27 protein-coding genes are annotated in these 26,698 nt (G+C 39.1%); 1 reads left to right on the top strand and 26 read right to left on the bottom strand.

Translation table 11 applies throughout. The annotated features are described in order from the left end of the window. Positions 1-32 precede the first annotated feature (32 nt). Entirely contained in the window at positions 33-1,223 is a 1,191-nt protein-coding gene (gene porV, locus HWV58_RS04360) for a type IX secretion system outer membrane channel protein PorV (protein WP_175632910.1), read from the bottom strand. A gap of 606 nt (positions 1,224-1,829) precedes the next feature. Here porV and HWV58_RS04355 point away from each other — a divergent pair. Beyond that, positions 1,830-3,521 carry an SUMF1/EgtB/PvdO family nonheme iron enzyme gene (locus HWV58_RS04355; protein ID WP_175632909.1) on the top strand — a complete coding sequence of 564 codons (1,692 nt, stop codon included), beginning with the start codon at positions 1,830-1,832 and terminating at the stop codon, positions 3,519-3,521. A 205-nt stretch (positions 3,522-3,726) separates the two neighbouring features. On the opposite strand, the gene HWV58_RS04350 is transcribed toward HWV58_RS04355, so the two are convergent. The 25 genes from HWV58_RS04350 to HWV58_RS04230 form a co-directional block, all read right to left on the bottom strand. Further along, a complete protein-coding gene (locus HWV58_RS04350) occupies positions 3,727-4,227 on the bottom strand; it encodes an acetyl-CoA carboxylase biotin carboxyl carrier protein subunit (RefSeq protein WP_175632908.1) in 501 nt (166 codons plus the stop codon). Positions 4,228-4,229: 2 nt separating this feature from the next. Next, positions 4,230-4,814, bottom strand: a complete 585-nt coding sequence (locus tag HWV58_RS04345; protein WP_235972647.1) for a DUF4159 domain-containing protein — start codon at positions 4,812-4,814, stop codon at positions 4,230-4,232. A gap of 119 nt (positions 4,815-4,933) precedes the next feature. Next, a complete protein-coding gene (locus tag HWV58_RS04340) occupies positions 4,934-5,638 on the bottom strand; it encodes a 16S rRNA (uracil(1498)-N(3))-methyltransferase (protein ID WP_175632907.1) in 705 nt (234 codons plus the stop codon). An 8-nt stretch (positions 5,639-5,646) separates the two neighbouring features. Continuing rightward, positions 5,647-6,957 carry a hemolysin family protein gene (locus HWV58_RS04335; protein ID WP_449415944.1) on the bottom strand — a complete coding sequence of 437 codons (1,311 nt, stop codon included), beginning with the start codon at positions 6,955-6,957 and terminating at the stop codon, positions 5,647-5,649. A 116-nt stretch (positions 6,958-7,073) separates the two neighbouring features. Then, entirely contained in the window at positions 7,074-7,625 is a 552-nt protein-coding gene (locus tag HWV58_RS04330; RefSeq protein ID WP_124558019.1) for an inorganic diphosphatase, read from the bottom strand. 2 nt (positions 7,626-7,627) lie between these two features. Next, positions 7,628-8,287: a DedA family protein gene (locus tag HWV58_RS04325; RefSeq protein ID WP_124558020.1), complete on the bottom strand. Its 660-nt coding sequence runs from the start codon at positions 8,285-8,287 to the stop codon at positions 7,628-7,630. 47 nt (positions 8,288-8,334) lie between these two features. Continuing rightward, positions 8,335-9,708 (bottom strand): NADH-quinone oxidoreductase subunit N, encoded by a 1,374-nt coding sequence (locus HWV58_RS04320; RefSeq protein WP_175632906.1) that lies wholly within the window; start codon positions 9,706-9,708, stop codon positions 8,335-8,337. 3 nt (positions 9,709-9,711) lie between these two features. After that, the gene (locus HWV58_RS04315; RefSeq protein ID WP_175632905.1) at positions 9,712-11,175 is read right to left on the bottom strand and encodes a complex I subunit 4 family protein; all 1,464 of its coding nucleotides are present in this window, start codon (positions 11,173-11,175) and stop codon (positions 9,712-9,714) included. A gap of 20 nt (positions 11,176-11,195) precedes the next feature. Next, entirely contained in the window at positions 11,196-13,100 is a 1,905-nt protein-coding gene (gene nuoL, locus HWV58_RS04310) for an NADH-quinone oxidoreductase subunit L (protein WP_394354231.1), read from the bottom strand. A gap of 13 nt (positions 13,101-13,113) precedes the next feature. Further along, entirely contained in the window at positions 13,114-13,443 is a 330-nt protein-coding gene (gene nuoK, locus HWV58_RS04305) for an NADH-quinone oxidoreductase subunit NuoK (protein ID WP_039472993.1), read from the bottom strand. Beyond that, entirely contained in the window at positions 13,443-13,946 is a 504-nt protein-coding gene (locus HWV58_RS04300) for an NADH-quinone oxidoreductase subunit J family protein (RefSeq protein WP_124558023.1), read from the bottom strand. The genes nuoK and HWV58_RS04300 overlap by 1 nt, the downstream gene beginning before the upstream one ends. A 145-nt stretch (positions 13,947-14,091) precedes the next feature. Continuing rightward, positions 14,092-14,595, bottom strand: a complete 504-nt coding sequence (locus HWV58_RS04295) for a NuoI/complex I 23 kDa subunit family protein (protein ID WP_039472989.1) — start codon at positions 14,593-14,595, stop codon at positions 14,092-14,094. Positions 14,596-14,597: 2 nt separating this feature from the next. Further along, positions 14,598-15,635 carry an NADH-quinone oxidoreductase subunit NuoH gene (gene nuoH / locus HWV58_RS04290; protein WP_175632904.1) on the bottom strand — a complete coding sequence of 346 codons (1,038 nt, stop codon included), beginning with the start codon at positions 15,633-15,635 and terminating at the stop codon, positions 14,598-14,600. After that, positions 15,635-16,645 carry a 2Fe-2S iron-sulfur cluster-binding protein gene (locus HWV58_RS04285; protein ID WP_124558026.1) on the bottom strand — a complete coding sequence of 337 codons (1,011 nt, stop codon included), beginning with the start codon at positions 16,643-16,645 and terminating at the stop codon, positions 15,635-15,637. Before HWV58_RS04285 ends, nuoH begins: the two co-directional genes overlap by 1 nt. A 99-nt stretch (positions 16,646-16,744) precedes the next feature. Beyond that, positions 16,745-18,112: an NADH-quinone oxidoreductase subunit NuoF gene (gene nuoF, locus HWV58_RS04280; RefSeq protein ID WP_175632903.1), complete on the bottom strand. Its 1,368-nt coding sequence runs from the start codon at positions 18,110-18,112 to the stop codon at positions 16,745-16,747. A gap of 77 nt (positions 18,113-18,189) precedes the next feature. Continuing rightward, positions 18,190-18,705: an NADH-quinone oxidoreductase subunit NuoE family protein gene (locus HWV58_RS04275; RefSeq protein ID WP_124558028.1), complete on the bottom strand. Its 516-nt coding sequence runs from the start codon at positions 18,703-18,705 to the stop codon at positions 18,190-18,192. Next, complete coding sequence (locus tag HWV58_RS04270; protein ID WP_175632902.1) at positions 18,698-19,912, bottom strand: NADH-quinone oxidoreductase subunit D; 1,215 nt, start codon at positions 19,910-19,912, stop codon at positions 18,698-18,700. Before HWV58_RS04270 ends, HWV58_RS04275 begins: the two co-directional genes overlap by 8 nt. 4 nt (positions 19,913-19,916) lie before the next feature. Continuing rightward, complete coding sequence (locus HWV58_RS04265) at positions 19,917-20,417, bottom strand: NADH-quinone oxidoreductase subunit C (protein WP_175632901.1); 501 nt, start codon at positions 20,415-20,417, stop codon at positions 19,917-19,919. Continuing rightward, positions 20,417-20,959, bottom strand: a complete 543-nt coding sequence (locus tag HWV58_RS04260; RefSeq protein ID WP_039472971.1) for an NADH-quinone oxidoreductase subunit B — start codon at positions 20,957-20,959, stop codon at positions 20,417-20,419. Before HWV58_RS04260 ends, HWV58_RS04265 begins: the two co-directional genes overlap by 1 nt. 229 nt (positions 20,960-21,188) lie before the next feature. Further along, on the bottom strand, positions 21,189-21,560 hold the full coding sequence (locus tag HWV58_RS04255; RefSeq protein ID WP_113949920.1) for an NADH-quinone oxidoreductase subunit A: 372 nt from the start codon (positions 21,558-21,560) through the stop codon (positions 21,189-21,191). Between the two features lie 81 nt (positions 21,561-21,641). Next, positions 21,642-23,363, bottom strand: coding sequence for a tetratricopeptide repeat protein (locus HWV58_RS04250; protein WP_175632900.1), 1,722 nt, complete (start codon positions 23,361-23,363; stop codon positions 21,642-21,644). Positions 23,364-23,509: 146 nt separating this feature from the next. After that, positions 23,510-24,418, bottom strand: a complete 909-nt coding sequence (locus HWV58_RS04245; protein WP_175632899.1) for a PstS family phosphate ABC transporter substrate-binding protein — start codon at positions 24,416-24,418, stop codon at positions 23,510-23,512. 242 nt (positions 24,419-24,660) lie between these two features. Next, positions 24,661-25,482: an energy transducer TonB gene (locus HWV58_RS04240; RefSeq protein WP_175632898.1), complete on the bottom strand. Its 822-nt coding sequence runs from the start codon at positions 25,480-25,482 to the stop codon at positions 24,661-24,663. Positions 25,483-25,500: 18 nt separating this feature from the next. Then, entirely contained in the window at positions 25,501-26,007 is a 507-nt protein-coding gene (locus HWV58_RS04235) for an ExbD/TolR family protein (protein WP_175632897.1), read from the bottom strand. A gap of 3 nt (positions 26,008-26,010) precedes the next feature. Next, entirely contained in the window at positions 26,011-26,625 is a 615-nt protein-coding gene (locus HWV58_RS04230; protein WP_175632896.1) for a biopolymer transporter ExbD, read from the bottom strand. Between the last annotated feature and the right edge of the window lie 73 nt (positions 26,626-26,698).

Genomic DNA, 26,698 nt, shown 5'->3' with positions numbered 1-26,698 from the left:
TTGTTAAACTGTAACAGAAATCGTTAAAAGGATTAATTTTTAACTGCTTTCTTGTCGCCAAAGTTAAACAAAAGACCAAAACGTAAGGTATTAGCCAGCGGACTAGTTTGCGCATTGGCCAATAAATATGAGAAATCGATGTTAAAAACGTTGTATTTCAGGCCAAGACCGAGGGTAAAATAGCGGCTATCGCCTTTCATCGGGCTTTGGTAGTTGTATCCAGCCCTTACCGCAAATTGTTGGTTATACCAATATTCCAGTCCGGTTGAAATGCCAACCTCTTTAAGCTCTTCGCTAAATCCTCCCGGTGCATCGCTAAACGAACCAAAAATACCTGAAGGTACCGAGCGGTTCGGATCTTTGCCACTTACAATATTGTTGTTCGAATCGTATATCGGTTGTGTAGGCACCAATAGTTTATTAAAATCGAGTGCAAGGGTAATGGTACTAAAATCATCAACAATAATGGTTGATGCGCCGCCCAGTTTAAAATTAGTGGGCAGGAAAAAATTCTGGCCACCATCTGAATAGCTCATCTTTGTACCGATATTAGAAATATTGGCACCGGCCGAAAGGATAGCCTGTTTACCAAACATCGAGGTACTGGTTTTGTACAATCCGGAAACATCAACTGCAAGAGCATTTCCACTGTGTACCTGTCCTGAAGATGAAAACTGACCAGAAGCCAGATTAGAATAAATGTACCTTACAGAAGTTCCCAATGAAAATTCTTCGCCAAAGTTACGGGCAAAAGAAACATCAAAAGCCAGCTCGTTAGGGTTTGAAATACCCAAATCCTGCTGATTAATATCGGTAAGCTGAATTGATCCTAAAGAAAAATACCTTAACGAAGCGCCAATGGTATTGCGATCGTCTAATTTATAAAAACCACTTAAGTAAGCCAGGTTAATATCGGGCACCAGGCTTTTTAACCAGGGGCTGTAAGAAACGGAAAAGCCATAAGGTTTATCCAAAAATGCCAGCTTCGAAGCATTAATACTGGCCGAATTTACATCTCCGGCTACAGCTACACCTGCATCGCCCATTGCGCCGGCACGGGCATCGGGCGTAATAAGCAGGAACGGAACTGCTGTTACAATATTGTTCGATTCACTTCCATTTGTCTGTGTATTCCCTATGGTTACCTGAGCATTTGTTTTGCCATACAGCAATGCCATGGAGAGTGCAGAAAAAGCAAGCTTACTGATATACTTGAAATTCATCCTTTGAAGGTCCGTAATTTTAGATTTTGGTACTTAGCAAATACTAGAGAATATATCTTGTAACGTAAAACCAAAAATTATATTTCACCAAATTACGAATTCTATCATTAATTACTAATTAAACCTACGATTTTTACATATCGCTGTGACTGCATTTAACCTAAATATTAAATTAACAGCAATTTAGCACGATTATCTTATTCAATTATAAACTTAATTTTCGATAGTTTTTTATTCGGTGAACAAAATTTTCGAATAACAGTGTTTAATTGCCATTCAGCTTTATTGAAAAGAATTTCTGATTCCACCACTTTACTGTTTCAGCTCAGAACCTATACAAAATGAGCCAAAGCCTATTTCCTTGCATACTCGCAGATTGAGAAAAAACTGGCAGTGTTTTTAAAGAACTTAAAAATTATCTCGCTTATTTATAATTATTTAGCTAAAATTTCGTTGAAAAAGTAAACAGACACAATACGCAGAAAAATAACACGTTATGGCTTAAAAATATATTAGATATTTTATTGTCACATTATTTATATATTCATTTAAAATTGTTTAATTTTATCGGTTGAAAGGCCATTAGGCTATATCCCGTTGCATTATATGAAAAAACTAATACTATATTCTTTTACTTGTTTATCATTAGCCGCCCTCCTTTCTGGCTGTAGCTCTAAAGGTGGGAACAGTTCTAGCAAAACAGGTATTCCCTATGCAGATAGGAAAAGCAAAAAGAATCAATCTGGTGCTTTTGCCGTAGCTACGCAATACAAGCGTGCACCAGGCCCTGGTTTGATCCCGATTGAAGGTGGTGTTTTGGTAGTTGGTGGTAGTGCCATTGAGGTGGCAGGTGTTGAGCCTAATATCTACAACTACAAAAGACAAGTTACCGTTCCGTCTTTTTACATGGATGAAACAGAAGTTTCGAACACCGATTGGTTAGAGTATTTACATTGGATCAGGTACAATTATCCTGAAGATCGTGAGTATTATTACAATGAGCTTCCCGATACTTTGGTTTGGCGTCGTGCGCTATCTTACAACGAACCTTACGTAGACAACTATTTAAGGCACCCGGCTTACCGCGATTATCCTGTTGTAGGTGTATCATGGGAACAGGCTTCACGCTATTGCGAATGGAGAACTTCCAGAGCAAACGAATTTATCTTACGTGAAAAAGGTATCTTAACCGACTATAGAACTTTAGCTGGTGGAAACACAGGCAGAAACAATAATGCTACTGCAGCAGCTACAACCCAAAGACCTGACAAACCATTTAATACTGATGCTTATTTAAACGGCCAGTATGATGATAAAGGTAGGAACGCACCAGTTGACTACAATACCAGGTCTGGTTCGGCAACTACTACAGCAGGCGCTTCAACAGCAGCTACAGGTGGTGGAAGAAACAGTCAGCCGAGAAGAAATGCGACTTTAGAGGATGGTGTAATTATGCAGCCTTACCGTTTACCAACCGAAGCAGAGTGGGAATACGCCGCTTTAGGTTTAATTGGTAATACAGAATATGAAAATATTAACCAAAATAAAATCTACCCATGGAATGGTTTAGGCGTAAGTTCGGCCAAAAAGAAAACCAGAGGTATGATTCAGGCCAACTTTAAAAGGGCACCCGGCGATTACATGGGTGTGGGCGGTTCATTGAATGATAAAGGTGATTTAACTGTTCCGGTTATCCAATATACACCAAACGATTTTGGTTTGTATAACATGGCTGGAAACGTGAACGAATGGGTAAACGACGTATACAGAACGGGTACATTTACCGATGCTGATGCATTTAACCCTTACCGTGGTAACTATTTCACCAATAAAAAACTAGAAGATGCTCAAAACGGCAAAATTGCACTGGATAAGTATGGCAATCCGATTAAGGAAAATGCATATTCAGGCCGCAAACAAACCTGGGCAGAGAAACAAGCGCAAACTAAACGTGCCGATTCGATTTCTAAATCAACAGATCCTCAGGGAGCCACTGCTTCTACAAGCTACCAGGCCGACCAAAGAGGGTATCGCGACAGACAGAATACCTTGTTAAATGAAGAAGGTGTAACGTTGGTTAACGATAAATCGAGAGTCTATAAAGGCGGTTCGTGGAACGACATGGCTTACTGGTTAAACCCGGCAACCCGTCGTTTTATGCAACAGGATGAATCATCAGCCGAAGTTGGTTTCCGTTGCGCCATGACGATGCTTGGTGCACCAGAAATTAGCACAGCAGGAAAAAGAAGCTTTAAAAACCCTCCGCAAAAACCTTACAGGGTAAGCAGAGGTAAATAAAAAAGAAAAGTCCCGGTTTTAAACAGCCGGGACTTTTTTATGTTTTATATTTTGTAATTAGTTTAAGGCGATCGTAAGCCATCCAAAGTCGTCATTGTGAGCAGGCTTTTTCAGCCGACGAAGCTTGCCTGCAAACAGGCAGGCAAGCCCACAACGATCGCTACCTTGCATACGCATTAAGATTGCTTCGTGCCTCGCAAAAACGCTACTTAAACTGAACCAACACCTGGTTCTTTTCTACTTTATCGCCCTGCACTACCAAAACCTTTTTAACGGTACCATCGGTAGAAGATTTCAGGATGTTCTCCATTTTCATTGCTTCTAAAATGAGCAGGTTATCGCCTTTTTTAACTTCAGTATTTTCAGCTACCAGAACCTTTAATACCAAACCAGGCATAGGTGCTTTAATTTCAGATACTTTATTTGCCGTTAGGTTATCAAGTCCGAGTTGCTTCAGCAAGGCATCAAACTGATCTTCAATACTAATCTGGTAAGTGTTTCCATTTACTTTAATCCTGCAGGTTTTCTCCGCTTTATTAACCTCCACAATTTCTGTACGGAAAGATTTATGCTGATATAAAATATGTGCGTGGCTGTTGTTTATTTCGCTTAAATCAAGTTGAACGGGGTCGCCATTTACTAAAAATGCTGAATCCTTATTTTCTACCTCGAATAAAAACTGATCGTTGACTTTTACTTTGTACATGTTTATTGGGTTAAAGCATATTGAACCAGATTTGCGCCCATTTTAAGCGCCTTAGCGCGTGTTTCCTGTGTATCTTCAGGGTAAGTACCGAAATCCTCCCAACCGTTCCCTAAATCGCATTCATAAGTGTAATAACAGACCATCCTGCCTTTATAGATCAGGGCAAATCCCTGCGGGCGTTTATTATCGTGCTCGTGTATTTTGGGCAAGCCAGCCGGAAATTTAAATTTCTGATTGTAAATGACATGGTTTGCCGGTAATTCCACAAAACTAAGTTCAGGAAATACCTTTTTCATTTGCGGCCTGATAAACTTATCCAAACCGTAGTTATCGTCGATATGCAGGAAACCACCCCCAATAAGGTATTGTCGTAAATTTTTAACGTCCTGATCGCTAAAAACCACATTACCATGCCCTGTCATATAAACAAAAGGGTAATTAAACAGTTCCTTCGATCCAACTTCTACTATGCTTTCTTCGGCGTAAAAATTAGTTTTAAGGTTGGCGTTGCAAAAAGCAATCAGATTTGGAAGTGCGGTACGGTCTGCATACCAATCGCCACCCCCGTTATATTTCAGCTTCGCCATGCGGTAGGTTGGGGGAATGAAAGCGAAAAGACTTATGCAGGAAACTAAAAGCACAAAGCATGCAGTCCATGTCCGGAATCTCGAAAACTGAAAATTAAAAACTGAAAACTTCAAACTGGTTATCGGTTAAGGTAATTGATTTCAAAACAAACAGCCAGCGCAGCAGTTTCGGTGCGCAACCTGTTATCACCTAAAGTTAATGCTTTAAAGCCTTTGTTCAAAGCTAAATTCACTTCTTCTGGTGTGAAATCTCCTTCGGGACCGATCAGGATCAGATATTTTTGATGTGGTGCCACAAGCTGTGAAATATACTGCTTCTCTCCTTCATCAATACAATGTGCCATTAGTTTTTCACCTTCAAAAGGTTGTTTCAAAAAAGCATCGAACGCAATGGCATCGTTCAGTTTAGGGTGATATGCTTTTATAGACTGTTTTACCGCCGAGGTGATTACTTTATTCAAGCGGTCTTCTTTTACTACCCTTCGCTCAGAGCGATCGGTAATAATGGGGGTAATTTCATCAATCCCCAGCTCCGTAGCTTTCTCCAAAAACCATTCGATACGATCGATATTTTTGGTAGGTGCTACAGCAATATGCAGGTAATGGTTCCGTTTATGATACTCAGTTTCTACTTTTAATATCGATAAAGCAACTTTTTTAGGATTATCGGAAGTAATTTCGGCCGTATAGAAACCGCCTTTACCATCAACCAGGTTAACCACAGCACCAACGGCTAAACGAAGTACCCGAACGCAGTGTTTGCTTTCCTCTTCGTTAAGCGTATAGGTATTTTGGGTGATATCCGGTGTGTAAAAAATATGCATGGTTGAAATTAGTGATTATCAACCATATCTGCTTGATTAATCACCAGTTCGAGCTTAATGGTTTCGATATTCTGCTCTGTTTTTTTAAGAATGGTAAACAAATAACCATACGATTCGTTGCTTTCGCCAACTTCAGGTATACGCCCGAAAACATGCGAAACCAAACCTCCTATTGTGTCGAAATCTTCGTCTTCAGGTAAATCGTGTGGCAGGTGCTCATTTACATCATAAACTGTTGCAAATGCATTTACGATAAATTCGTTGTCCGATACTTTCTCAACCAGTGGTTTTTCTTCATCGTATTCATCTTGAATTTCGCCCACAAGTTCTTCCACAATATCCTCTAAGGTTACCATACCGGCAGTTCCGCCAAACTCATCCAAAACAATGGCAATCTGAATGCGGTTGCTTTGCAGCTCACTCATCAGATCATTGATTTTTTTAGTCTCCGTTACGAAATATGGTTTCCTGATAATGTCATTTAAAGTCCAGTGCTGGTTACCGGCTGCAACCAAAGGCAAAATATCTTTGGCATGGATAATACCTACGATCTTATCCATAATATCATCGTACACCGGTAAACGCGAATAGCCTTCTTTGATAATCGTGTCGATTACCTCTTCTTTATCTGAAGTAAGTTCGATACCCGAAATTTTAGTTCGGGGTACCATAATGTTCTTCACCACGCGCTCGTTGAAATCGAACACGTTTTTAATCAGTTCGTGCTCATTGTTATCGAGTGCACCACTTTCTTTACCCTGATCGAGTAAATATTGAAGTTCTTCTGTACTGTGCAGCGATTCGTGACCGCCAGCAGTATCGATACCAAATGGTTTAAGAATAACTGCGGCTAAACTGTTTAAAGTCCAGATTGCGGGCTTGAATACCACATAAAACAACTGAAGCGGTAACGATACGAATAAAGTTGTAGCTACGGGCCTTTGTATGGCAAACGATTTTGGGGCCAGCTCGCCAAAAACAATGTGCATGATCGTAATTAACGAGAAAGCTACAATTGTTGATGCCGTATGGATGGAAGCATCGCTAAGTCCCCATTCTAAACTATCGAAAAGGTTTTTAAAGATGGTATGCATAACGCCTTCACCAACCCAACCTAAGCCAAGTGATGCAAGCGTTATACCCAGCTGAGTGGCGGCTAAATAACCATCCAGGTTATGGATGATGCTTTTAGCCATTTTACCAACACGACTGCCTGATTTTGCTTTTATCTCTATTTGTGATGCCCGGACTTTTACGATGGCAAACTCTGCTGCCACAAAGAAACCGTTTAAAAGCACCAAAAATAAGGCGAAAAACAAACGCCAGCCAACTGATCCGGTATCGGGCTCCTGTAAAGCTACAAGAACTACATTTGGGGTTGGCAGTATTGTACTTAACGCTGAATTTAAAAACAAACAGACCGTGGGTAAATCCATTAAGCTAATTCTCTAAATGTTGTGTTATAAAGTTCTATGCTTTCTTTAATTACTTTATGCGCATAACGAACACCTAATAAATGTTCGATGGTTACATTTTTATCTTCTAATGCTTTATAATCCTGAAAGAAGCGAACAATTTCTTTCATTTGGTGTGGAGGTAACTGGTCTAAATCGTTGATGTAGTTTACCGACATATCATGTGCTGCAACAGCAATAATTTTATCGTCCTGCTCGCCGTTATCAACCATGTGCATTACGCCTACTACTTTAGCTTCAATTAAAGTCATTGGGTAAACATCAACTGAACAAAGAACCAGGATATCTAAAGGATCTTTATCATCGCAATAAGTTTGCGGAATAAAGCCATAGTTAGCCGGATACATAACTGATGAAAAAAGAACCCTATCCAATTTAATCAGACCTGATTCTTTATCTATTTCGTATTTTGCTTTTGAACCTTTTGGAATTTCAATAATTGCGTTTACAATTTCTGGAACATTGTTTCCAGGAGATACGCTATGCCACGCGTGATGATCGTCTTTTACCATTTCTAATTTAAATCTGTTTTATCCTCTTCAGGACCTTTCACTACTTTACTTTTTACAAAGGTAATTAATAATGGTATAGTTGTTATAAGGATAAAGCCAATAATAATATATAATAAATAATCGTTTATTTCTTTTTCGAAGCGGCGACCTAAAAAATAGCCCAATAAAGTTAGAGAACAGATCCAAAGTGTTCCTCCAACTACGTTATAAAGTGCAAATTTTTTAAAGTCGAGCTTTACTACCCCCGCAAAAATAGGTGCAAAAGTTCTTACAATCGGAACAAACCTGCCCATTATTAATGCGAATGCGCCCTGTTTATGGTAATAGTCTTCTGCTGCTTTTAAATAACGTTTCTTAAAAAAGAAGCTATCTTTTCTGGTGTACAATACCGGCCCGGTTTTACGTCCGAACCAATAGCCCGTAAAATTACCCGAAATTGCCGCAACACATAAACCGGCTAAAAGCACAGCAATATTTACATCCAGTTTACCGGTAGCAACAAACATGCCAGCCAGGAACAGTAAATAATCGCCCGGGAGAAAGAACCCAAAGAACAGGCCGGTTTCTGCATAGATTACGAATACAACGAGATAGAAACCGCCCTCCCTCAATAATTTCTCGGGATCAATTAGCTGATGCAGGTTATTCCAAAAATCGTGCATATTCAATTATTCGTAAAACTACAAATAATTATTAAACAACAGCATACCTATATCAGGTTTAAAATTATTGCCGGACAGATACCCAAAACAAGTGTAATTACCACTGAAACCAATAGTACCACTTTGTATTGTATAGGCGTCGTAAGGGTTGTATCTGCGCCATCTTTAAACCACATGGCTACAATAACCCTGAAATAGTAGTAGAAACCAACCAATGCATTTAAAATAGCAAAAGCTACCAATAAGGTTTTATACTCGGTCATTACATTCAGGAACATCAGGTATTTACCGATAAAACCAGCTGTTAACGGAATTCCGGCTAATGATAACATTGCAACAGTTAAACATAAAGCCACCAATGGGTTTTTCTTTCCTAAACCGTTAAAGCTTTCGAAGCTGTCGCTACCAGTTTTCTGTTTTACCAGAATTAATACCGCAAAGGCAATGATCGAAGCAAAGGTATAAGCGGCAGCATATACCAATACGTTGTTGCCAGAATTTTTAGTTATAACTATTAAAGAAAACAATAAGTATCCTGCATGCGAAATACTTGAATAAGCCAGCATACGTTTAAAGTTCTTTTGGAACAAGGCTGTTACGTTACCGATGAATAAAGTCAGGCAAACAATAACGATTAACGGCATTACCCAGAACTCGTGTAAAGGCTCAAGAGGTCCGGCAAACAAACGTAAAAAAGCAGCAAAACCAGCAGTTTTAACTACCGTACTCATAAAGGTGGTAATTAAAGATGGTGCGCCTTCGTAAACATCCGGTGTCCAGAAGTGGAAAGGTGCTGCACCTATTTTAAAGCATAAACCAATCATCATCAGGATTACGCCCGGATAAAAGATCGGTGAAACTGCAGTACTGTTATTTACCAGGTAAGCCTGAATTTTATCTAAATCGAAAGAACCTGTAGCTCCGTAAATTAAAGTAATACCAAACAACAGGAAACCTGTTGAAAAAGCACCCATTAAGAAATACTTTAACGAAGCTTCGTTTGAGGCAAAATCTCTTTTACGGATACCGGCAAGGATATATAAACTTACCGACATAATTTCCAGACCAACAAAAAGCATCGCCATGTTTTTATACGATACCATCATAATCATCCCAGCAAGGGCGAAAAGGATTAAGGTATAATATTCGGCAACGTTATCGCTTTTAGCGTGAAAATAGTTTTGGGTTAATAAGAAAATCAAAAGTGTACCAACTATACAAACGCCAGAAAATGCAAGGGCGAAATTATCAGTCTGCATCATTCCGAAATGAACAGCATTGCCACCCCAGGCACAAAAAGTAAAGCCTAAGGCAGTAAGTAAGCCAACAACGGTAAGCGGCAATAATGCTTTATTTGCTTTAAACAAACCTGCATAAAGTACAATAAAAGCTGTTATACTAATGGTTATTATAATATTCATTGCTTATTTTACTGATGTTAATTTTTGATTTACCTGTTCTAATAAATGTTGTACAGATGCCTCTGTTAAGTGCAATAATGGTTTCGGATAAACACCCAAAACGATAATCAAAGCACAGATCAAATACAGGACAAATTTCTCTGATCCCTGGATATCGGTGAAAGTGATGGTTAATTCGTTGGTTTTGCCAAGCATTACATTCTGATACATGCGCAACATGTAAACAGCGCCGAAAATGATGGTTAAGCCCGCAATTGCAGCAGCCCAAATGCCAACATTGTACACACCCAGCAACAATAAAAATTCGCCGATAAAGCCGTTTGTTCCTGGTAAAGCTACTGTTCCTAAAACAATAATCAGAAAAGCAATTGCCAAGTGTGGTGCTGCTTTGGCAATACCGCCAAGTTCTTCAATTTTATTGGTTTTAACGCGAGAGAAAATAATATCCAAAACAAAGAATAAACCTACTACGTTAATACCGTGACTCAACATCTGAACCATTGCTCCCTGCATACCTTGCTGGTTTAATGCAAAAATACCCGCCGAAATTAAACCTACGTGAGCAATTGATGAATAAGCTACTAAACGTTTGGCATCCTTTTGTGTAAAGGCAATTAAAGAAGCGTAAACGATACCGATAATAGATAGGCTAATAGCTAAACAAGACCAATCCTGAACGCCTGCAGGTACGATTGGCAATAACCATCTGATTACACCATAAATACCCATTTTTAACATAATACCTGATAATAGCATAGTACCTTGTGTAGGTGCTGCAGTATAGGTATCTGGCTGCCAGGTATGGAAAGGAAAAATTGGCATCTTAATCGCAAAAGCAATAAAGAAAGCCCAGAAAATCCACCCTTGTTGTGCTGCATCCAAATTTAAAGCATAAAAAGCCTGGATATCAAAGTTATGTGCCGGGTTTTGTAAGTACAGGTAAATAATACCCATTAGCATAAATAACGAACCGGCAATGGTATACACAAAAAACTTCATGTTAATGCGGATACGGTCTTTTCCACCCCAGAATGCGCAAATGAAATAAATTGGAATTAATGCCGCTTCCCAGCCAATATAGAAAAGGAAAGCATCTAATGCTGTAAACACCAGTAACAAGCCGGTTTGCATAAATAAAATTAATGCGTAAAAAGCAGCTGGATTTTTGTAGTCGTGTTTATAGCTCGATAGGATGATAATCGGGATTAATAAGTTGGTAAGTAATACCACCAACATGCTAATACCATCAATACCTGCATGGAAATTAATGCCCAGATCAGCAATCCATGGTAAATTCGCTTCAAACTGTGTACTTGCATTCGGAATGAAGTTACATGCGATAAACAAAGCCAGCCCTAAGGAAACCACCGAAAATACGGTCGACACTATTTTAGCCGACTTACCTGCAAATGCTGTAATAATAGCACCCGCAAGCGGAAGAAATATAAGTAGTAAAAGTTGTTCCATTATTTATTTTTGAACCCTTTTTATAATATGTAACTAAATGTATAGATCAATAACGCGATGATACCGAATACCATCATAAACAGGTAGAAACCAACGTTTCCGCTCTGTAACAGGCGAAGGCCTTTACTGGCTTCATTTGTACTCCATCCCAATCCGTTTACAATACCATCAATAAACTTGTTATCGATAATCCTGTAAAAGAATTTCGAAAGGATATCTAAAGGTTTTGTAATTATGAAATCGTAAATCTCATCTAAATAAAATTTGTTGTATGATAATTTAGCCAATGCAGAACGCGGTGCCTCATCAGCAACCGGAACATGTGCACCTTTTACATATTTAGTATAAGCATACAATAAAGCAATAACTGCTGCCGCAACCGAAGTACCCATTAAAGCGAGTTCGGTAGAATGACTTAAATCCAATTCGTGCTGGGCAACACCTGCTCCCGTTAACCAGTGTGCCAGCCATTCGTTACCGCCAAAAATGTGCGGGAAGTTGATTGCTCCACCAATTGCAGCAAGGATCGCTAAGATTACCAAAGGCAATGTCATTGCAGCTGGCGACTCATGAATATGGCTTTCAGCGTGGTGTGTTCCGCGGTATTTTCCAGAGAAAGTAAGGAACATCATCCTGAACATGTAAAATGCGGTTAAGAATGCGGTTAACACGCCAATTCCCCAAAGTACTGGACTGGCTTGAAAGGCATGTGCCAAAATTTCATCTTTTGAGAAGAAACCAGAGAATGGTGGTAAACCTGCAATTGCAATGGTACCGATCATCATGGTGGCAAAAGTAGTTTTAAGCTTAGCTCTTAATCCACCCATGTGGCGCATATCTTGCTCGTGATGCATGGCATGAATAACCGAACCAGCGCCTAAGAACAATAAAGCTTTAAAGAAGGCATGGGTTAATACGTGGAAGAACGAACCAGTATAAGCACCAACGCCTAAACCTAAAAACATATAGCCCAACTGAGATACAGTTGAATAAGCCAGTACCTTTTTAATATCCGTTTGTGTTAAGGCGATAATGGCAGCAACTAAAGCGGTTGCAGCACCAACAATTGCAATGATGTGCTGGGTTAACGGAGCCAGATCAAACAATACGCTCGAACGCGCAATCATGTAAATACCTGCCGTTACCATCGTAGCTGCGTGGATTAACGCCGAAACTGGAGTTGGTCCGGCCATCGCATCTGGTAACCAGGTAAACAATGGCAATTGCGCCGATTTACCGCAGGCACCGATAAACAATAAAATGGTAATCAAAACCAGGGTATCTTTACCTGGCAACATATTAGCTGCCTGAGGGAAAATTTTAGAGAATTCAACACTTCCGAAGAAATTGAATATTAGGAATACACCCAGCAAAAAGCCTAAATCACCAATACGGTTCATTACGAAAGCTTTTTTAGCTGCTGATGCATAGGCACTGTTGGTATACCAGAAACCAATTAGCAAGTACGAACATAAACCAACACCTTCCCAACCGATAAACATCACGATGTAGTTAGACCCCAATACCAATAATAGCATGAAGAATACAAACAGGTTAAGGTAACTGAAAAATTTACCAAATCCTTCGTCATCGTGCATGTAGCTTGTAGAATATAAATGGATTAAAAAACCAATTCCTGTGATAATCAGAAGCATGATCGAGCTTAACGGATCGACCAAAAATGATAAAGGAATGTGTAATGCGCCAGCGCTAATCCAGTCGAATAAAAATACTTCGTGAGATTTTTGGGTATCGCCTTGTAAACTAAAGAAAATAACTACGCTGATGATAAAAGAAGCTAAAATTACGCCGCTTCCGATGATTCCAACAAGTCCTTTAGATAAAGATTTTCTGCCTAGTCCGTTAATTACAAAACCTAAAAAAGGAAGTAACGGAACCAACCAAATCAATTGTTCTATTGTCATTCTTATTATATATTTACCACTTAAGGCGATTTAAAACATTAATATCTATCGATTTTGTATTTCTGTACACCATTACGATGATGGCCAAACCTACTGCAACTTCTGCAGCAGCCAAAGCCATAATGAAGAATACGAAAACCTGTCCGGAAGGATCATTGCTATGCACAGAGAAAGCGGTTAAAAGCAGGTTAACTGCATTTAACATCAACTCTACCGACATAAAGATTACGATTGCATTTCTGCGGGTTAACACGCCAATTACACCAATAGTGAAAATAATTGCACTTAAATAGATGTAGTGGTTTAGCGGAACGCCTGCCATTTGTGTAGTTAAATTTTCCATTATGCTTCTACCTCATCTCTTTTAGATAATAAAACGGCTCCAACCATTGCTGCCAACAGTAACAGAGATGATAATTCGAATGGTAACAAGAATGGTCCGAAAAGCTCTTTACCTAAGTTTTCTACCAAACCTAATCCCGGATTTTTTAAAATTAACGGGCTGCTAATGCTTGCCGCTTTTAACGAACCAATTAAGGTTACAATTAAGCAACAGCCAGCAATTACCCCAACAATTTTAATTAATGGAGATTTTGATGGCTCTGTTTCCTTATTCAGGTTGAGCAACATCAGTACGAAGAGGAATAATACCATGATGGCTCCCATATAAACAATGAAGTTTACAACAGCCAGAAATTGAGCATTCAACAGTACATAATGCACCGTAAATGTGAAAAAAGTTAGGATTAAGTACAATACACTGTGGATTGGATTTTTAGCAAAAATCACCAACAGTGAAAAGAGGATACTTAATGTGGCTACGAAATAGAATACTTGTGTACTCATTAATTTGTTGTTTTTAATTTGTTTTTCGTCCTCCTGATCCGATAGCTATCGGTATTATTTCAGGATCTTGTACAAGAGATGCTGAAATAAATTCAGCATGACGATTATCTCAGTTATATGGTTCGCGTCCTCACGAACAATATTATTATTTTTTCATTTCTAACGGAGCCTCTACCAATTTATCTTTTCCGTAAATAAAATCTTTACGCAAATAATCAGCAGGTACAATTGGTCCGTCTAAATAAATAGCCTCTTTCGGGCAGGCTTCTTCACATAATCCACAGAAAATGCAACGCAACATGTTAATTTCATAAGTTGCAGCATACTTTTCTTCACGGTATAAATGTTTTTCTTCAGGCTTACGTTCTGCAGCAATCATGGTAATTGCTTCGGCCGGGCAAGATAAAGCACATAAACCGCAGGCAGTACAACGCTCTTTACCGTTTTCATCACGCTTTAGCGAGTGCATCCCCCTAAAGTTGGTTGAGAATTCGCGTTCTACTTCCGGATATCTTACTGTAGCCTCTTTTTTGAATAAGTGGCTAATGGTGATGCCCATTCCCTTTACGATTGCCGGAAGGTACATCCGTTCCATAAAGCTCAGTGGCTTTTGTTCCAGTACTTTTTTCTTATTACTTAATGATTCCATAATTAAAACTTCTCAATAATCGCAATCACAACTCCAGTTATTATAATGTTGGCAATAGCTAAAGGAATTAAGCCTTTCCAACCTAAATTCATCAATTGATCGTAACGGAAACGCGGGATGGTCCAGCGTACCCACATGAAGAAAAAGATAAATGCACATATTTTTCCAAAGAAAACGGCAGTACCGATAAGTGGTGCCCAGGTTGTTCCTGCATGTGTTGCAACCCAATCCATACCAGGGTAATTGTAACCACCCCAATATAAAGCTGCCATTACAGCCGATGATACAAACATATTGATGTATTCGGCAAACAGGTAGAAACCTAATTTCATAGATGAATACTCGGTATGGTAACCACCAATTAACTCAGTTTCACACTCAGGTAAATCGAAAGGAGCACGGTTGGTTTCAGCAAACGAGCATACCATAAATATCAAAAACCCAAGCGGCTGATACCACACATTCCAGTTAAGGCCATGTTGCTGTTCAACAATAGCTTTTAAGCTTAGGGTATTCGTCATCAGAAGCAATGCAATGATGGATAAACCCATTGCAATCTCGTAGCTGATATTTTGTGATGCCGCGCGGATAGCACTTAACAAAGAATATTTGTTGTTAGATGCCCAACCACCAATCATTACGCCATAAACGCCTAAAGAAACCACACCGAAAATGTATAAAACACCTACATTAATATCAGTAACCTGTAAAGGGATTGTTTTTCCGGCAATTTCTATCGGACTACCCCAGGGAATAACTGCTGTACCAATACAGGCACAAAGTAAAGCTAAACCCGGCCCTGCAATAAATAAGAAACGGTTTGATGTAGTTGGGATAATCTCCTCTTTCATAAACATCTTAACACCATCGGCCAAAGGCTGTAAAATACCAAAGGGACCAGCTCTGTCCGGTCCTAAACGATCTTGCAAAAATGCAGCAACCTTACGTTCAGCATAGGTAGAATACATGGCAATTACCAAACTGATACCGAAAATTACCGCTACTAGAATAAATTTTTCTATGATAAAACCTGTATCCATTAGTATTTAACTGTTTTATGTAATTCAATTTCATTCGCTGCCTGTAACGCTGCATTTGGCTTAATTACCGGCAATGGTTTTAATGTTTCGTAGTGGTTAGATGCAATTACCGAAGTATCATCAATATGTGTTGGATGTTCGATTGTCCAGTCGGATGTAGCTTTTTTATCGAAACGGCAGGTATTGCAGATAAATTCTTCTACTTCGCCAAACTGATCTTTGCGCGCAGTAACACGGATCACATCTTCTCCTTTATACCAAAGGGTTACCTTACCGTTGCATTTTTCATGGTCGCAATTGCGGTGTGCATCAACTGGTTTGGTAAACCAAACACGGTTTTTGAAACGGAAAGTTTTATCGGTTAAAGCACCAACCGGACAAACATCAATTACGTTTCCTGAGAAATCGTTATCAACCGCCTGCTGGATATAGGTAGAAATTTCTGAATGATCGCCACGGTTTAAAATACCGTGAACACGCTTGTTGGTAATCTGATCTGCAGTAAAAACACAGCGGTAGCACAGAATACAACGGTTCATGTGCAGCTGAATTTTATCGCCAATATCAATACGCTCGAAAGTACGGCGCTCAAACTCATAACGTGTTTTTTGCAAACCGTGCTCGTAACCTAAATTTTGTAAATCGCACTCACCGGCCTGATCGCAAACCGGACAATCCAAAGGGTGGTTAATCAACAAAATCTCTACTACACCTGCACGTGCTTCCAAAACTTCGGGCGAAGTAATATTAAGCACTTCCATCCCATCCATTACAGTTGTACGACAAGAAGCAACCAATTTTGGCATTGGGCGGGGATCTTTCTCCGACCCTTTTGTTACCTTAACAATACAGGTACGGCATTTACCACCACTGCCTTGTAACTTAGAATAATAGCACATGGCTGGCGGAACGATATCACCTCCAATTTGCCTTGCAGCATTCAGGATGGTGGTTCCGTTATCAACCTCTACTGTTATCCCATCTATCGTAACCTTAACTTTTTCACTCATGGTTAATGATATTCTTTTATTTTCTACTTGGTTCGTGCCACCACGAACCAATTGTATTTATTTAGCTTTCGTTTCGTGAAAACACGAACCAATGCGATTTTATTTCTCTTCCGTTACAGGAGCTTTTTCAATCGGGTTTGCATAATTTGCAATACCATAATTTTGGCTCTGGCTTTTAACCGGCTCTTTAATGTGCCATTCAAATTCATCTCTGAAATGACGGATAGCACTTGCCACTGGCCATGCAGCTGCATCACCTAAGGGGCAAATCGTGTTTCCTTCAATTTTACGCTGAACATCCCACAATAAATCAACATCTTCCATGCTTCCATGACCGTGTTCGATTTTGTGGAGGATTTTTTCCATCCAGCCTGTACCTTCACGACATGGTGAACATTGTCCGCAACTCTCGTGGTGGTAGAAACGAGAAAAATTCCAGGTATTGCGAACAATACACTGATCTTCATCAAAAGCAATAAAACCACCCGATCCTAACATCGTTCCAGTCGCAAATCCACCTTCTGATAAGGATTCGTAACTCATTAAACGAGGTTCGCCGTTGGCATATTTTAAAGTTAAATTAGCTGGCAAAATTGGCACCGATGAACCACCTGCAACTGTTGCTTTCAGGCGTTTCCCATTGGCAATACCGCCACAATACTCATCAGAATAGATAAATTCTTCTACCGGTAAACCCAATTCGATTTCATAAACGCCAGGCTTTACTAAATTACCCGATGCTGAAATTAATTTGGTACCTGTACTTCTGCCAATACCGATTTTAGCATACTCATCGCCTCCATCATTGATAATTGGCACTACAGCAGCAATCGATTCTACGTTATTAACTACCGTAGGGCAGCCATATAAACCTGCAATAGCAGGGAAAGGTGGTTTAATACGTGGATTACCTCTTTTACCTTCAAGCGATTCTAACAAAGCGGTTTCTTCACCACAAATGTAAGCACCTCCACCAGGCTGAACATATAATTCTAAATCGTAACCAGTTCCTAAAATGTTCTTACCTAACCATCCTGCAGCTTTTGCTTCTGCAATCGCTTTTTCCAGGATACGGATCTGAGGCATCATCTCTCCGCGAACATAGATGTATGAAACCTTGGCTCCCAGAGCAAAACTCGAAACAATCATTCCCTCAATTAAAGCATGTGGAATGTATGTCATCAGGTAACGGTCTTTAAAAGTTCCGGGCTCAGACTCATCAGCATTACACACCAGATAACGTGCAACACCTTCTGGCTTAGCCAAAAAGCTCCATTTCATTCCCGTTGGGAAACCCGCACCACCACGACCGCGTAAGCCTGATTTCTTAACTTCTTCAACAATCTCTTCAGGTGTTAAAGTTTTAAGGGCTTTTTCAACGGCACGGTACCCGCCTTTTTGGCGATAGACTTCAAGTGTATTGATGCCTGGTACGTTTATATGCTCAAGTAACAGTTTTCGAGACATTTTAATTAGTCTATAGTCTGTAGTCAAATAGTCCATAGTCTTGAGTCTAAATTAACTCCCGACTTAAGACTTGCGACTTAGGACTTATTTTTCAAATCTTCAATCAGTTTATCTACACTTTCGGTAGTTAGGTTTTCATAGAAAGTATATTCCGGACTAATTTGTAACACCGGACCGAAACCGCATGCGGCCAAACATTCAACTCCTCTAAAGCTGAAAAGGCCATCGGCAGTTACTTCACCTTCTTTTACGCCCAACTTGTCTTCTAAGTGGCTTAATATTTTTTCGGCACCTACCAGGCAGCAAGGCCCTGTACGGCAAACCTCCAAAGCATATTTACCTTGTGGTTTTAAAAAGTACATGGTATAAAATGTTGCTACCTCATATACTTCAATTGGCTGAATATTTAAATACGCAGCAACTTGATCCATTGCCGATGTTGGAACCCAAAGAAATTCGGCCTGCACCAGGTGTAATAAGGGTAGCAAAGCTGATTTTTGTTTTCCTTCCGGATAACGACTTTTTATTTCATCAAATTTGGCCAGCAATTCTGATGAAAACGTTACAGGTGTTTGTTCTTCTACTTTAAGCATCTAATTCTCCTGCAATAATGTTCATACTACTCATGTTGATAATGGCATCAGACAATAACATGCCCTCGCTCATTGGCGCAAACATCTGGTAATTTATAAAACTTGGTCTGCGGAAGTGTAAACGGTACGGTGTACGTCCTCCATCATTGATCAGATAGAAACCTAATTCGCCGTTACCACCTTCTACAGCGTGATAAACTTCTGCTTTTGGCGCATCAATTTCGCCCATCACAATTTTAAAGTGATAGATTAATGCTTCCATATTGTTGTAAACCTCTTGTTTTGGAGGAAGATAGAATTCAGGAACATCGGCATGGAAAATACCTTTTTCTTCTGATTTCAATTTTTCCAAAGCCTGTTCAATAATGCGTACACTTTGCCACATTTCTTCGTTACGAACCAGATATCTGTCGTAAATGTCGCCACTCGTACCTACTGGAACCTCGAAATCGAAATCCTGATAAGAAGAATATGGATCGCTTACACGAACATCATAATCTACACCCGTAGCGCGTAAAAGTGGACCAGTCCAGCTGTATTCTAAAGCTGTTTCTTTGGTTACTTCCGCAACACCTGCAGTCCTGTCGATAAAAATACGGTTACGTGTTAAAAGGTTTTCGAACTCTTTTAAAGCAACCGGAAATTCTTTTAAGAATTTATTGATTTTAGCAAAGGCGATATCATTGAAATCTCTTTCAAAACCACCAATTCGGCCAATGTTTGTGGTTAAACGTGCTCCGCAAACCTCTTCAAAAATTTCGTAAATGTGCTCACGGAACTGGAAAAGGTAAAGGAAAGTGGTTGTTGCACCGGTATCCTGACCAATAATCGTGTTACAGATAATGTGATCGGCAATACGCGAAAGCTCCATTACAATTACGCGAAGATAATCTACGCGTTTTGGCATCTGGATATTCAACAACTTTTCAACCGTCATGTGCCAGCCCATATTGTTAATAGGCGAAGAACAATAGTTTAAACGGTCGGTAAGTGGGGTAATCTGATAAAATGGGCGGTGTTCGGCAATCTTTTCGAAAGCACGGTGAATATACCCAATAGTTGAAACGCCGCTTACAATACGTTCGCCATCTAATTGCAAAACGTTTTGAAAAACGCCGTGGGTTGCAGGGTGGGTTGGACCTAAGTTTAAGGTTACCAGCTCACTTTGCGGGTCGTTATCTGTAAATACCGGATGGTTATGATTCATAAAATTACCTTCCAAAAAATTCGTCTTTTTTATCTACTCTGTTCGGATCTTCCAATGGATATTGTTTCAACATTGGGTGAACGCCTAAATCGTCCATATTTAAAATACGGCGTAAATCAGGGTGTCCTTCAAATTTAACCCCAAACAAATCGTAAGTTTCGCGCTCCATCCAGTTTGCACCTTTCCATATCGTTGTTGCCGTAGGAATAGTAGGATTTTGCTCTGAAATAAAAACTTTAACTCTAATCCTAACTTGCTCAACCATGTTGTGCAAATGATAAACCACTGCAATGCCATGATCTTTACCCGGATAATGAACCGCTGTAATATCGGTTAAGAAGTTAAATTTTAAATCGTTTTTAAGAAACGACAACACATTGATGATTACATCTTTTGTTGTTGCAAAAGTAAGCAAACCATAAGGCTCGGCAACCGCAGTTACCTTTTCGCCAAACTTTTCGCTAAGTTTTGCCAGGATAGTATTATTTAGTGTCGCTTCTTCCATTATTTAATACCGTATTGACCTAAAAGTTCTTTGTAATAATCAGAATTCCTTCTTCTTCCCGATTCGTTTTTAACCAAATCCTGGATACGCTGGAAACCATCTAAAATGGCTTCAGGTCTTGGTGGGCAGCCCGGAACGTAAACATCAACCGGAATCACCTCATCAATACCCTGCAAAACAGAATAAGTATCAAAAATACCACCGCTACTTGCACAGGCACCAACAGCCATTACCCAACGTGGCTCTGCCATTTGGATATATACTTGTTTTAATACCGGAGCCATCTTTTTTGCGATGGTACCCATAACCATTAAAACATCGGCCTGACGGGGAGAAAAACTTAAACGCTCTGCACCGAAACGACCTAAATCGTAGTGAGAACCCATGGTAGCCATAAATTCGATTCCACAGCAAGAAGTTGCGAACGGCAACGGCCATAAAGAATTTGAGCGGGCCAAACCAATCACTTTATCTAAAGAGGTGGCAAAATAGCCAGGCCCTTCGGTTCCTGGAGGCGCATCAACTATATTAATTTCACTCATGTTTATAAACAAAAAATGCTCATCCCTTTGAAGAATGAGCAGCAAATTTACAATATTTAAAAGGCAATTGAGCTAGATTCACCAGATTTAGAACCTTTCTAAATAACCGAAATTAAGTCCAGTTAGTGTAAGTGATACACGCCTGGTTTGTAGTTGACAATTTTCAGTTTACAGTTCATACAACCGCAGGTTATTAACTACCAATTGCGAACTAAAAACTGTTAACTAACTAGTTCCAGTCTAATACTTTTTTCTTGATTACGTAGATGAAACCCAACAGTAAAGTGCCCATAAAAATGAACATCTCTATCATACCATCCATTTTTAACGCACGGAAATTTACGGCCCATGGGTACATGAAAATAACCTCTACATCGAACAAAACAAACAGTATTGCTACTACGAAATATTTAATGGAGAAAGGCTGACGTGCATTACCCACACTTTTAATACCAGCTTCAAAGGTTTCTAATTTATCGGCTGTTTTACGTTTAGGACCCAATAAGTGTGTAGCTACCAAAGTGGTTACTACGAAACCTAAAGCAACAATTACTTGAAATATAATCGGTAAAAAATCTATAGAGGAACTTTGCGCTTGCATAATCTTTTATTTTGTGATGCAAAAGTAAAAGAAAAAGGCAGAGTAACCAAACTCTGCCTTTTCTAAATAATTTAATTTTACTTATTTTTTGCCTTTTGTAGCTGCTGGTGCTGGTGCATTTAGCTCCTTTAATTTTGCAGGGGCAAATGTACCTGCCGGGTTAGCAGCGATACTCTTGTTAAAATAGTCTTTCGCTTTTTCTTTATCCTTGTAGTAATAGAAACCACCTAATGAATCGTAAGCTTCAGAAAGTTTTTTACCACTAGCCGTAGCTACTTCAGGTTTCTCAGTCACTTTTTGAATAAATTGTTCAAAATACGGGTTAGCTAAACCTTTAGGATCTTTTTCATCATCTATTAGGTTATTGATACGTGCTCTCCATAAGTAAGCATCATAAGTATCAGGTGCCAATTCCGTTACTTTTGCAATATCAGCATCAGCTTTTGCTAAACCATCTTTAGAAGGATTTTGTTTAGCGCTGTATTTGCCGGCATAATCAAAATAGAAAGCCAGTGCACTGTAATAGTAGTTATATAACGAACCTTTACCATTAGGATTTGCTTTGATTGCTTTTTCGTAAATCTGAGCAGATTTCTCATATTTCTTTGCATCAAAATAGCTTTTTGCAACTTCAGCTAATGCATCAGCATTTACAGAATCTTTCTCAACTGCTTTAGTGATGTTTATTAAAGCTAAACTATCCTGACCTGCCTTTAACTGTGATTTACCTAAATAAAGGTAATCATTAGCTAAAATTCGAGCTTGATCTTTCTCTTTAGCAAAGAAATCGGTCATATCTGTTAAAGCCTGAGGATACTGTGCGTTCTCGTAGGCAGACCAACCTTTCATCCTGGCAACAACAGCTGCTTTAGGGTTATTTGCCGGAACCTGAATAGCAGAAGCTACTTGCTGTAAAGTTTTAAAATCTTTAGCATAGAATAAGAACGTCATATAGCGTAACTGAGACTCTAAAGATTTATCCGTTAAATCAAGATACTTTTTATAGTTCTCGATTCCTTTTGCAGCTTTCTCTTTATCAGTACCGAAGTTACTCCATTGCAGGTATAACTCACCTAATTCGCGGTAAGCCGGGCCATAGTTAGCATCTGCAGCAATTACATCCAATAATTCTTTTTCGCCTTCAGGAAACGCGCGTGATTCCTTATACATTTTGCCAATCTGCGTTTTTGCTCTTCTGTTGTTAGGATCAACATCATTAACACGCATGTACGGACCTAATGCCTCAGAGTTTTTTCTTTGTAATGCATAAGCATCCCCTAACGCTAAAAATACATCGGCATCTTTATCTTTAGAATCTAACTCATCAGCTTTAGTGATATTTGCAATCGCATTGGTAAAATCAGGTTTAGAAACTTCATCACTTGGTTTATCCTGAGCTAAATATGCCCTACCAATTTGCAAGTAAGTTTGATAATCCTTTTTACCCAATTCAATCGCTTTATCGAAGTTGGTTTTTGCTGAAGTGGCATTATTCGACAATAAATCAGCCTCGCCTAAACCAATCAGGTTTAAAGCATTTTTCGGATCAGCAGTTACACCTTTAGTAAAAACGGCTCTTGCTGAATCGATGTAACCTGTTTTTAGGTAAACCAAACCCAGGTTATAATAATTTGCGCCATCAGAGGCTTTAGAGCTTACCAACGATTTAAGCATCGATGAAGCTTTTTGATACTGCTCTGCGTCAATGGCTTTTTTCGCATCACTTAAACTTTGAGCAAAAACTGCAGAACCCATCAACACCAAACCTACATTTAAGGTTATTGCTTTCTTTGAAATTTTCATTGGATCAATTTTTTGTTTTTAAATGTTTTCCAAATCGGGCCGGAGCGAGTTCTATTTTATCCAAAATCTCCAACCAAACTTACCCAACATTGGTTTTAACAATAATGAAGCATTATCTCTAAATACTTCGTGGTTCAATTTATAATTTATTTATTACTTTCTTTAGTTAAATTTATTTCTCTCGGCATTAACTTGTGCGGGCCAAGTCCAGTTTTAAGTACAATCAACTGTCCTCTCTGGCTTCTTAACCATGTTGCAAATCCTGTGCCTAAACCATCCCTACCTTCGCACTCAATTATATTTACGTTTCTTAGAAACGGATAGACTCCATTTATAAGATTTTCTTGCGTGGGCTTATAAAACTTATCGCTTCCTACTTTTCCTTTTTCATTTTTAACCCCCAGCATTTTAACCTGAGCCAGGTATTGAGCCATTTCGGTATTCTGTTCAGAAAGCCAATTCACGCCCAAAATACCAATAAAATTTTTATCCTGCGCAACAAGTTTGATAACTTCGTTACTGGAATTTTTTGAATAAACGTTTTTTGCGGGAAATTGGCTGATATTAGCCAAATGTTTTAAGTATTGAAAGGTACTTGAATAAGCGTTATCAAAGACCAGTTTCTTATCTGAATTTCTCCCCTGTAATACATCAACCACTTCTTTAACGGTAATAGTACTATCAATATTGTCTTTGTTTGTAATTAATGCAATTCCATCAATAGCAAAACGAATTGAATTGATTTTGATGCCACGCTGGTTGTAATACTTTTCTTCCTGCTTGGTGAGCAATCTTGGCATTACAATTACACGAACGCTATCATTTAGAAAGGCTGCAATAATCTTTTCTTCGGGTTTAACCGTCGTTTCAAACTTTGCATCAGGATAATCGAGGCGAAAGATATCGATTTGCTTCTGAACAATTGGGCTAACGCTTTCATCAACGAGCATCCGCATTGTTCCGCTGGTTCGGGTTTCTTTAACACCTGCACTTTTATCTTTTCGTTTACAAGAGATTAAAGCAAGTACCATAAAAATGAAGAGAATATTTTTCATTATTGGCTTGAGTCTCGCCTTCCAAGACTTAACAATCTTACAAAAGCATAAAAAATTAAAAAGATGCCTATTGCGATGCGACCCCATGTTGGGATGAAATTAAAACGCAAAGCAAGCGGAGGCCAAAAGATGAAGGCAAGTCCCATTACAAGATACAACAGGAAGGCCACTAGCCCTAAAATGAGCAAAAACCGCTGTTTAGGCGATTTTTGCTTAAAGATATCAAAATTTAACATCTACAATTAGTTCAATGTAAAGTTAACGTTGATGTTGTATTTTACCCTTACTGGTTTACCATTTTGAATACCTGGATTCCAACGTGGGCTTGCTTTTAATACGCGGATTGCTTCTTCATCTGTACCACTTCCTAATCCACGTGTTACTGTAATATCGGTTAATTTACCATCTTTTTCTACTACGAAAGATAAAAACACTTTACCTTGTACGTTGTTTTCCTGAGCCATTGGCGGATATTTAATCGCACCGCTTAAGTACTTGTAGAACTTAGGTAAGCCTCCCGGAAACTCTGGTTGTTTCTCGATACTAACGAAGTCATAAACCTGGTTATCATCAACAGCAACCGCTGCTTCTCTTTTTGGGCCTTCACCAACTGGTGCAGCAATTACGATATCTGCAGTTGGATCACCTTTAATATCTCTCTGACCTGGATCAGCCTCTTTCAGTTTCTCAACTGTTGGTGGCTCCTCATCACGTACCTGCTCATCTGGCTTTACGATTGGAGGTGGCATTTTTACCTGATCTACCTTTGGTGGCGGTGGCTCTACCGGTGGCGGAGGTGGCGTTTCTGGGTTAACTGGGGGCGGAGGTGCAATAATAACTTCTTTCGCCTTTTCTACTTGTTGATCCTCTTGTAAAGAACCTTTAATTAATCCGTAAATTTTCGGAGCAAAGAAAAGCGCTAGAAATACTAGTGAACCAATAATTAATGCCCGAGTGGTATTGGTACCATTGGTTTTACGCAATTGGTAAGCGCCATAGTTTTTGTTTTTTTCAGCAAAAACTACATCAATCCACTCCCTTCTTAATATATCTAATTTTGACATGATTACTGATTTAACGAATTATAAAATACCTTGAGATTTCATTGATTCTTTTTCACTATCCAGGATATTGTCATCATCAATCTGACGAACTTTAACCTTTAATATTTCCAATTCATCCATGATGTCAACAAAGTTCTTGAAGTTTGAGCCACTTGTTGGTTTAACCAAAACCACAAATTCGCCTTTTACTCCAGATGCATCTGCTTTTTTTCTGTTTTCGATAATCGACTTGTCAACCTGAGCTAAACTTTCGTATGTTGGAGCTGTTGCACCAGCTTCTCCCATGTACCAGGCTACTTTATCATTTTTACCTAATAAAATAGTCATTGTTTTAGAAGCTTTCAGTTCCAACCTGTTGTCTTTGTTGTTATCGTCTTTATCAGGCTTAACAATATCCATTGCCTGTGGCGTAGATATTGATGTGGTTAAGATAAAGAATGTTACCAAAAGGAACATCAAATCTACCATCGGCGTCATATCTACTCTCGGGGTGGCTTTCTTCCCACCTGTGTTTAATTCTGCCATCTTTTATTTTTTTCTAGCTTCAGCGTTAGTAACCAATAAAAACTTGTTCACTTTTTGCTTCTGCAAAACATCTACGATTTTTTTAACTACCGGATACTCCTCTTTAGAATCGCCTTTGATACTTACACGCATTGGTTGCTGATTAATCTCTGCAGTTGCAGTACGTGCATGTAAAACCCATGCGTTTAACTGGTTATCAGTAGAATCTGTAGGAATACCAGTTTGAACTCCTGGTTTCATACGATCTGCACCAGACATTGCTAAAAACGATTTTAAGCTTGAAACCGGCACACCAAATGTTCCTACTACAGAGAATTTCTTAATTTCTTCCGGAGTAAAACTGATTTTGTATTGTTGCCCCATCAATTCTAAGGTTCTCGCCCTAACTTTCTGGCCTGCTACTTCAAAGAAAACCTTACCCTGACCAATGGTTAATATTGCATTGTTTTCAGCTGGAACCTTAAATTCATACGTAGATGAAGGTGTTGATACCGCTAGTGGTTCTGGTTGTCTTGCCGTAGCAGTTAATATGAAGAACGTAAGTAACAGTGCAGCTACGTCGCACATGGCGGTCATATCTGTTACTGTACTTGTTCTTTTAACTTTAATTCTAGGCATAATTTTAATTACTTTTTAATAATGATGATCTTTTTCCCGGTTTTCCATAAAGCCGGTAAAAATTTTTTCAAAA

Origin of the sequence: Pedobacter ghigonis (assembly GCF_903166585.1) — a bacterium.
Taxonomy (GTDB): Bacteria; Bacteroidota; Bacteroidia; order Sphingobacteriales; family Sphingobacteriaceae; genus Pedobacter; species Pedobacter ghigonis.
Note: the sequence above shows the minus strand (reverse complement) of the source record. Positions and strands in the feature narration are given on the sequence as shown.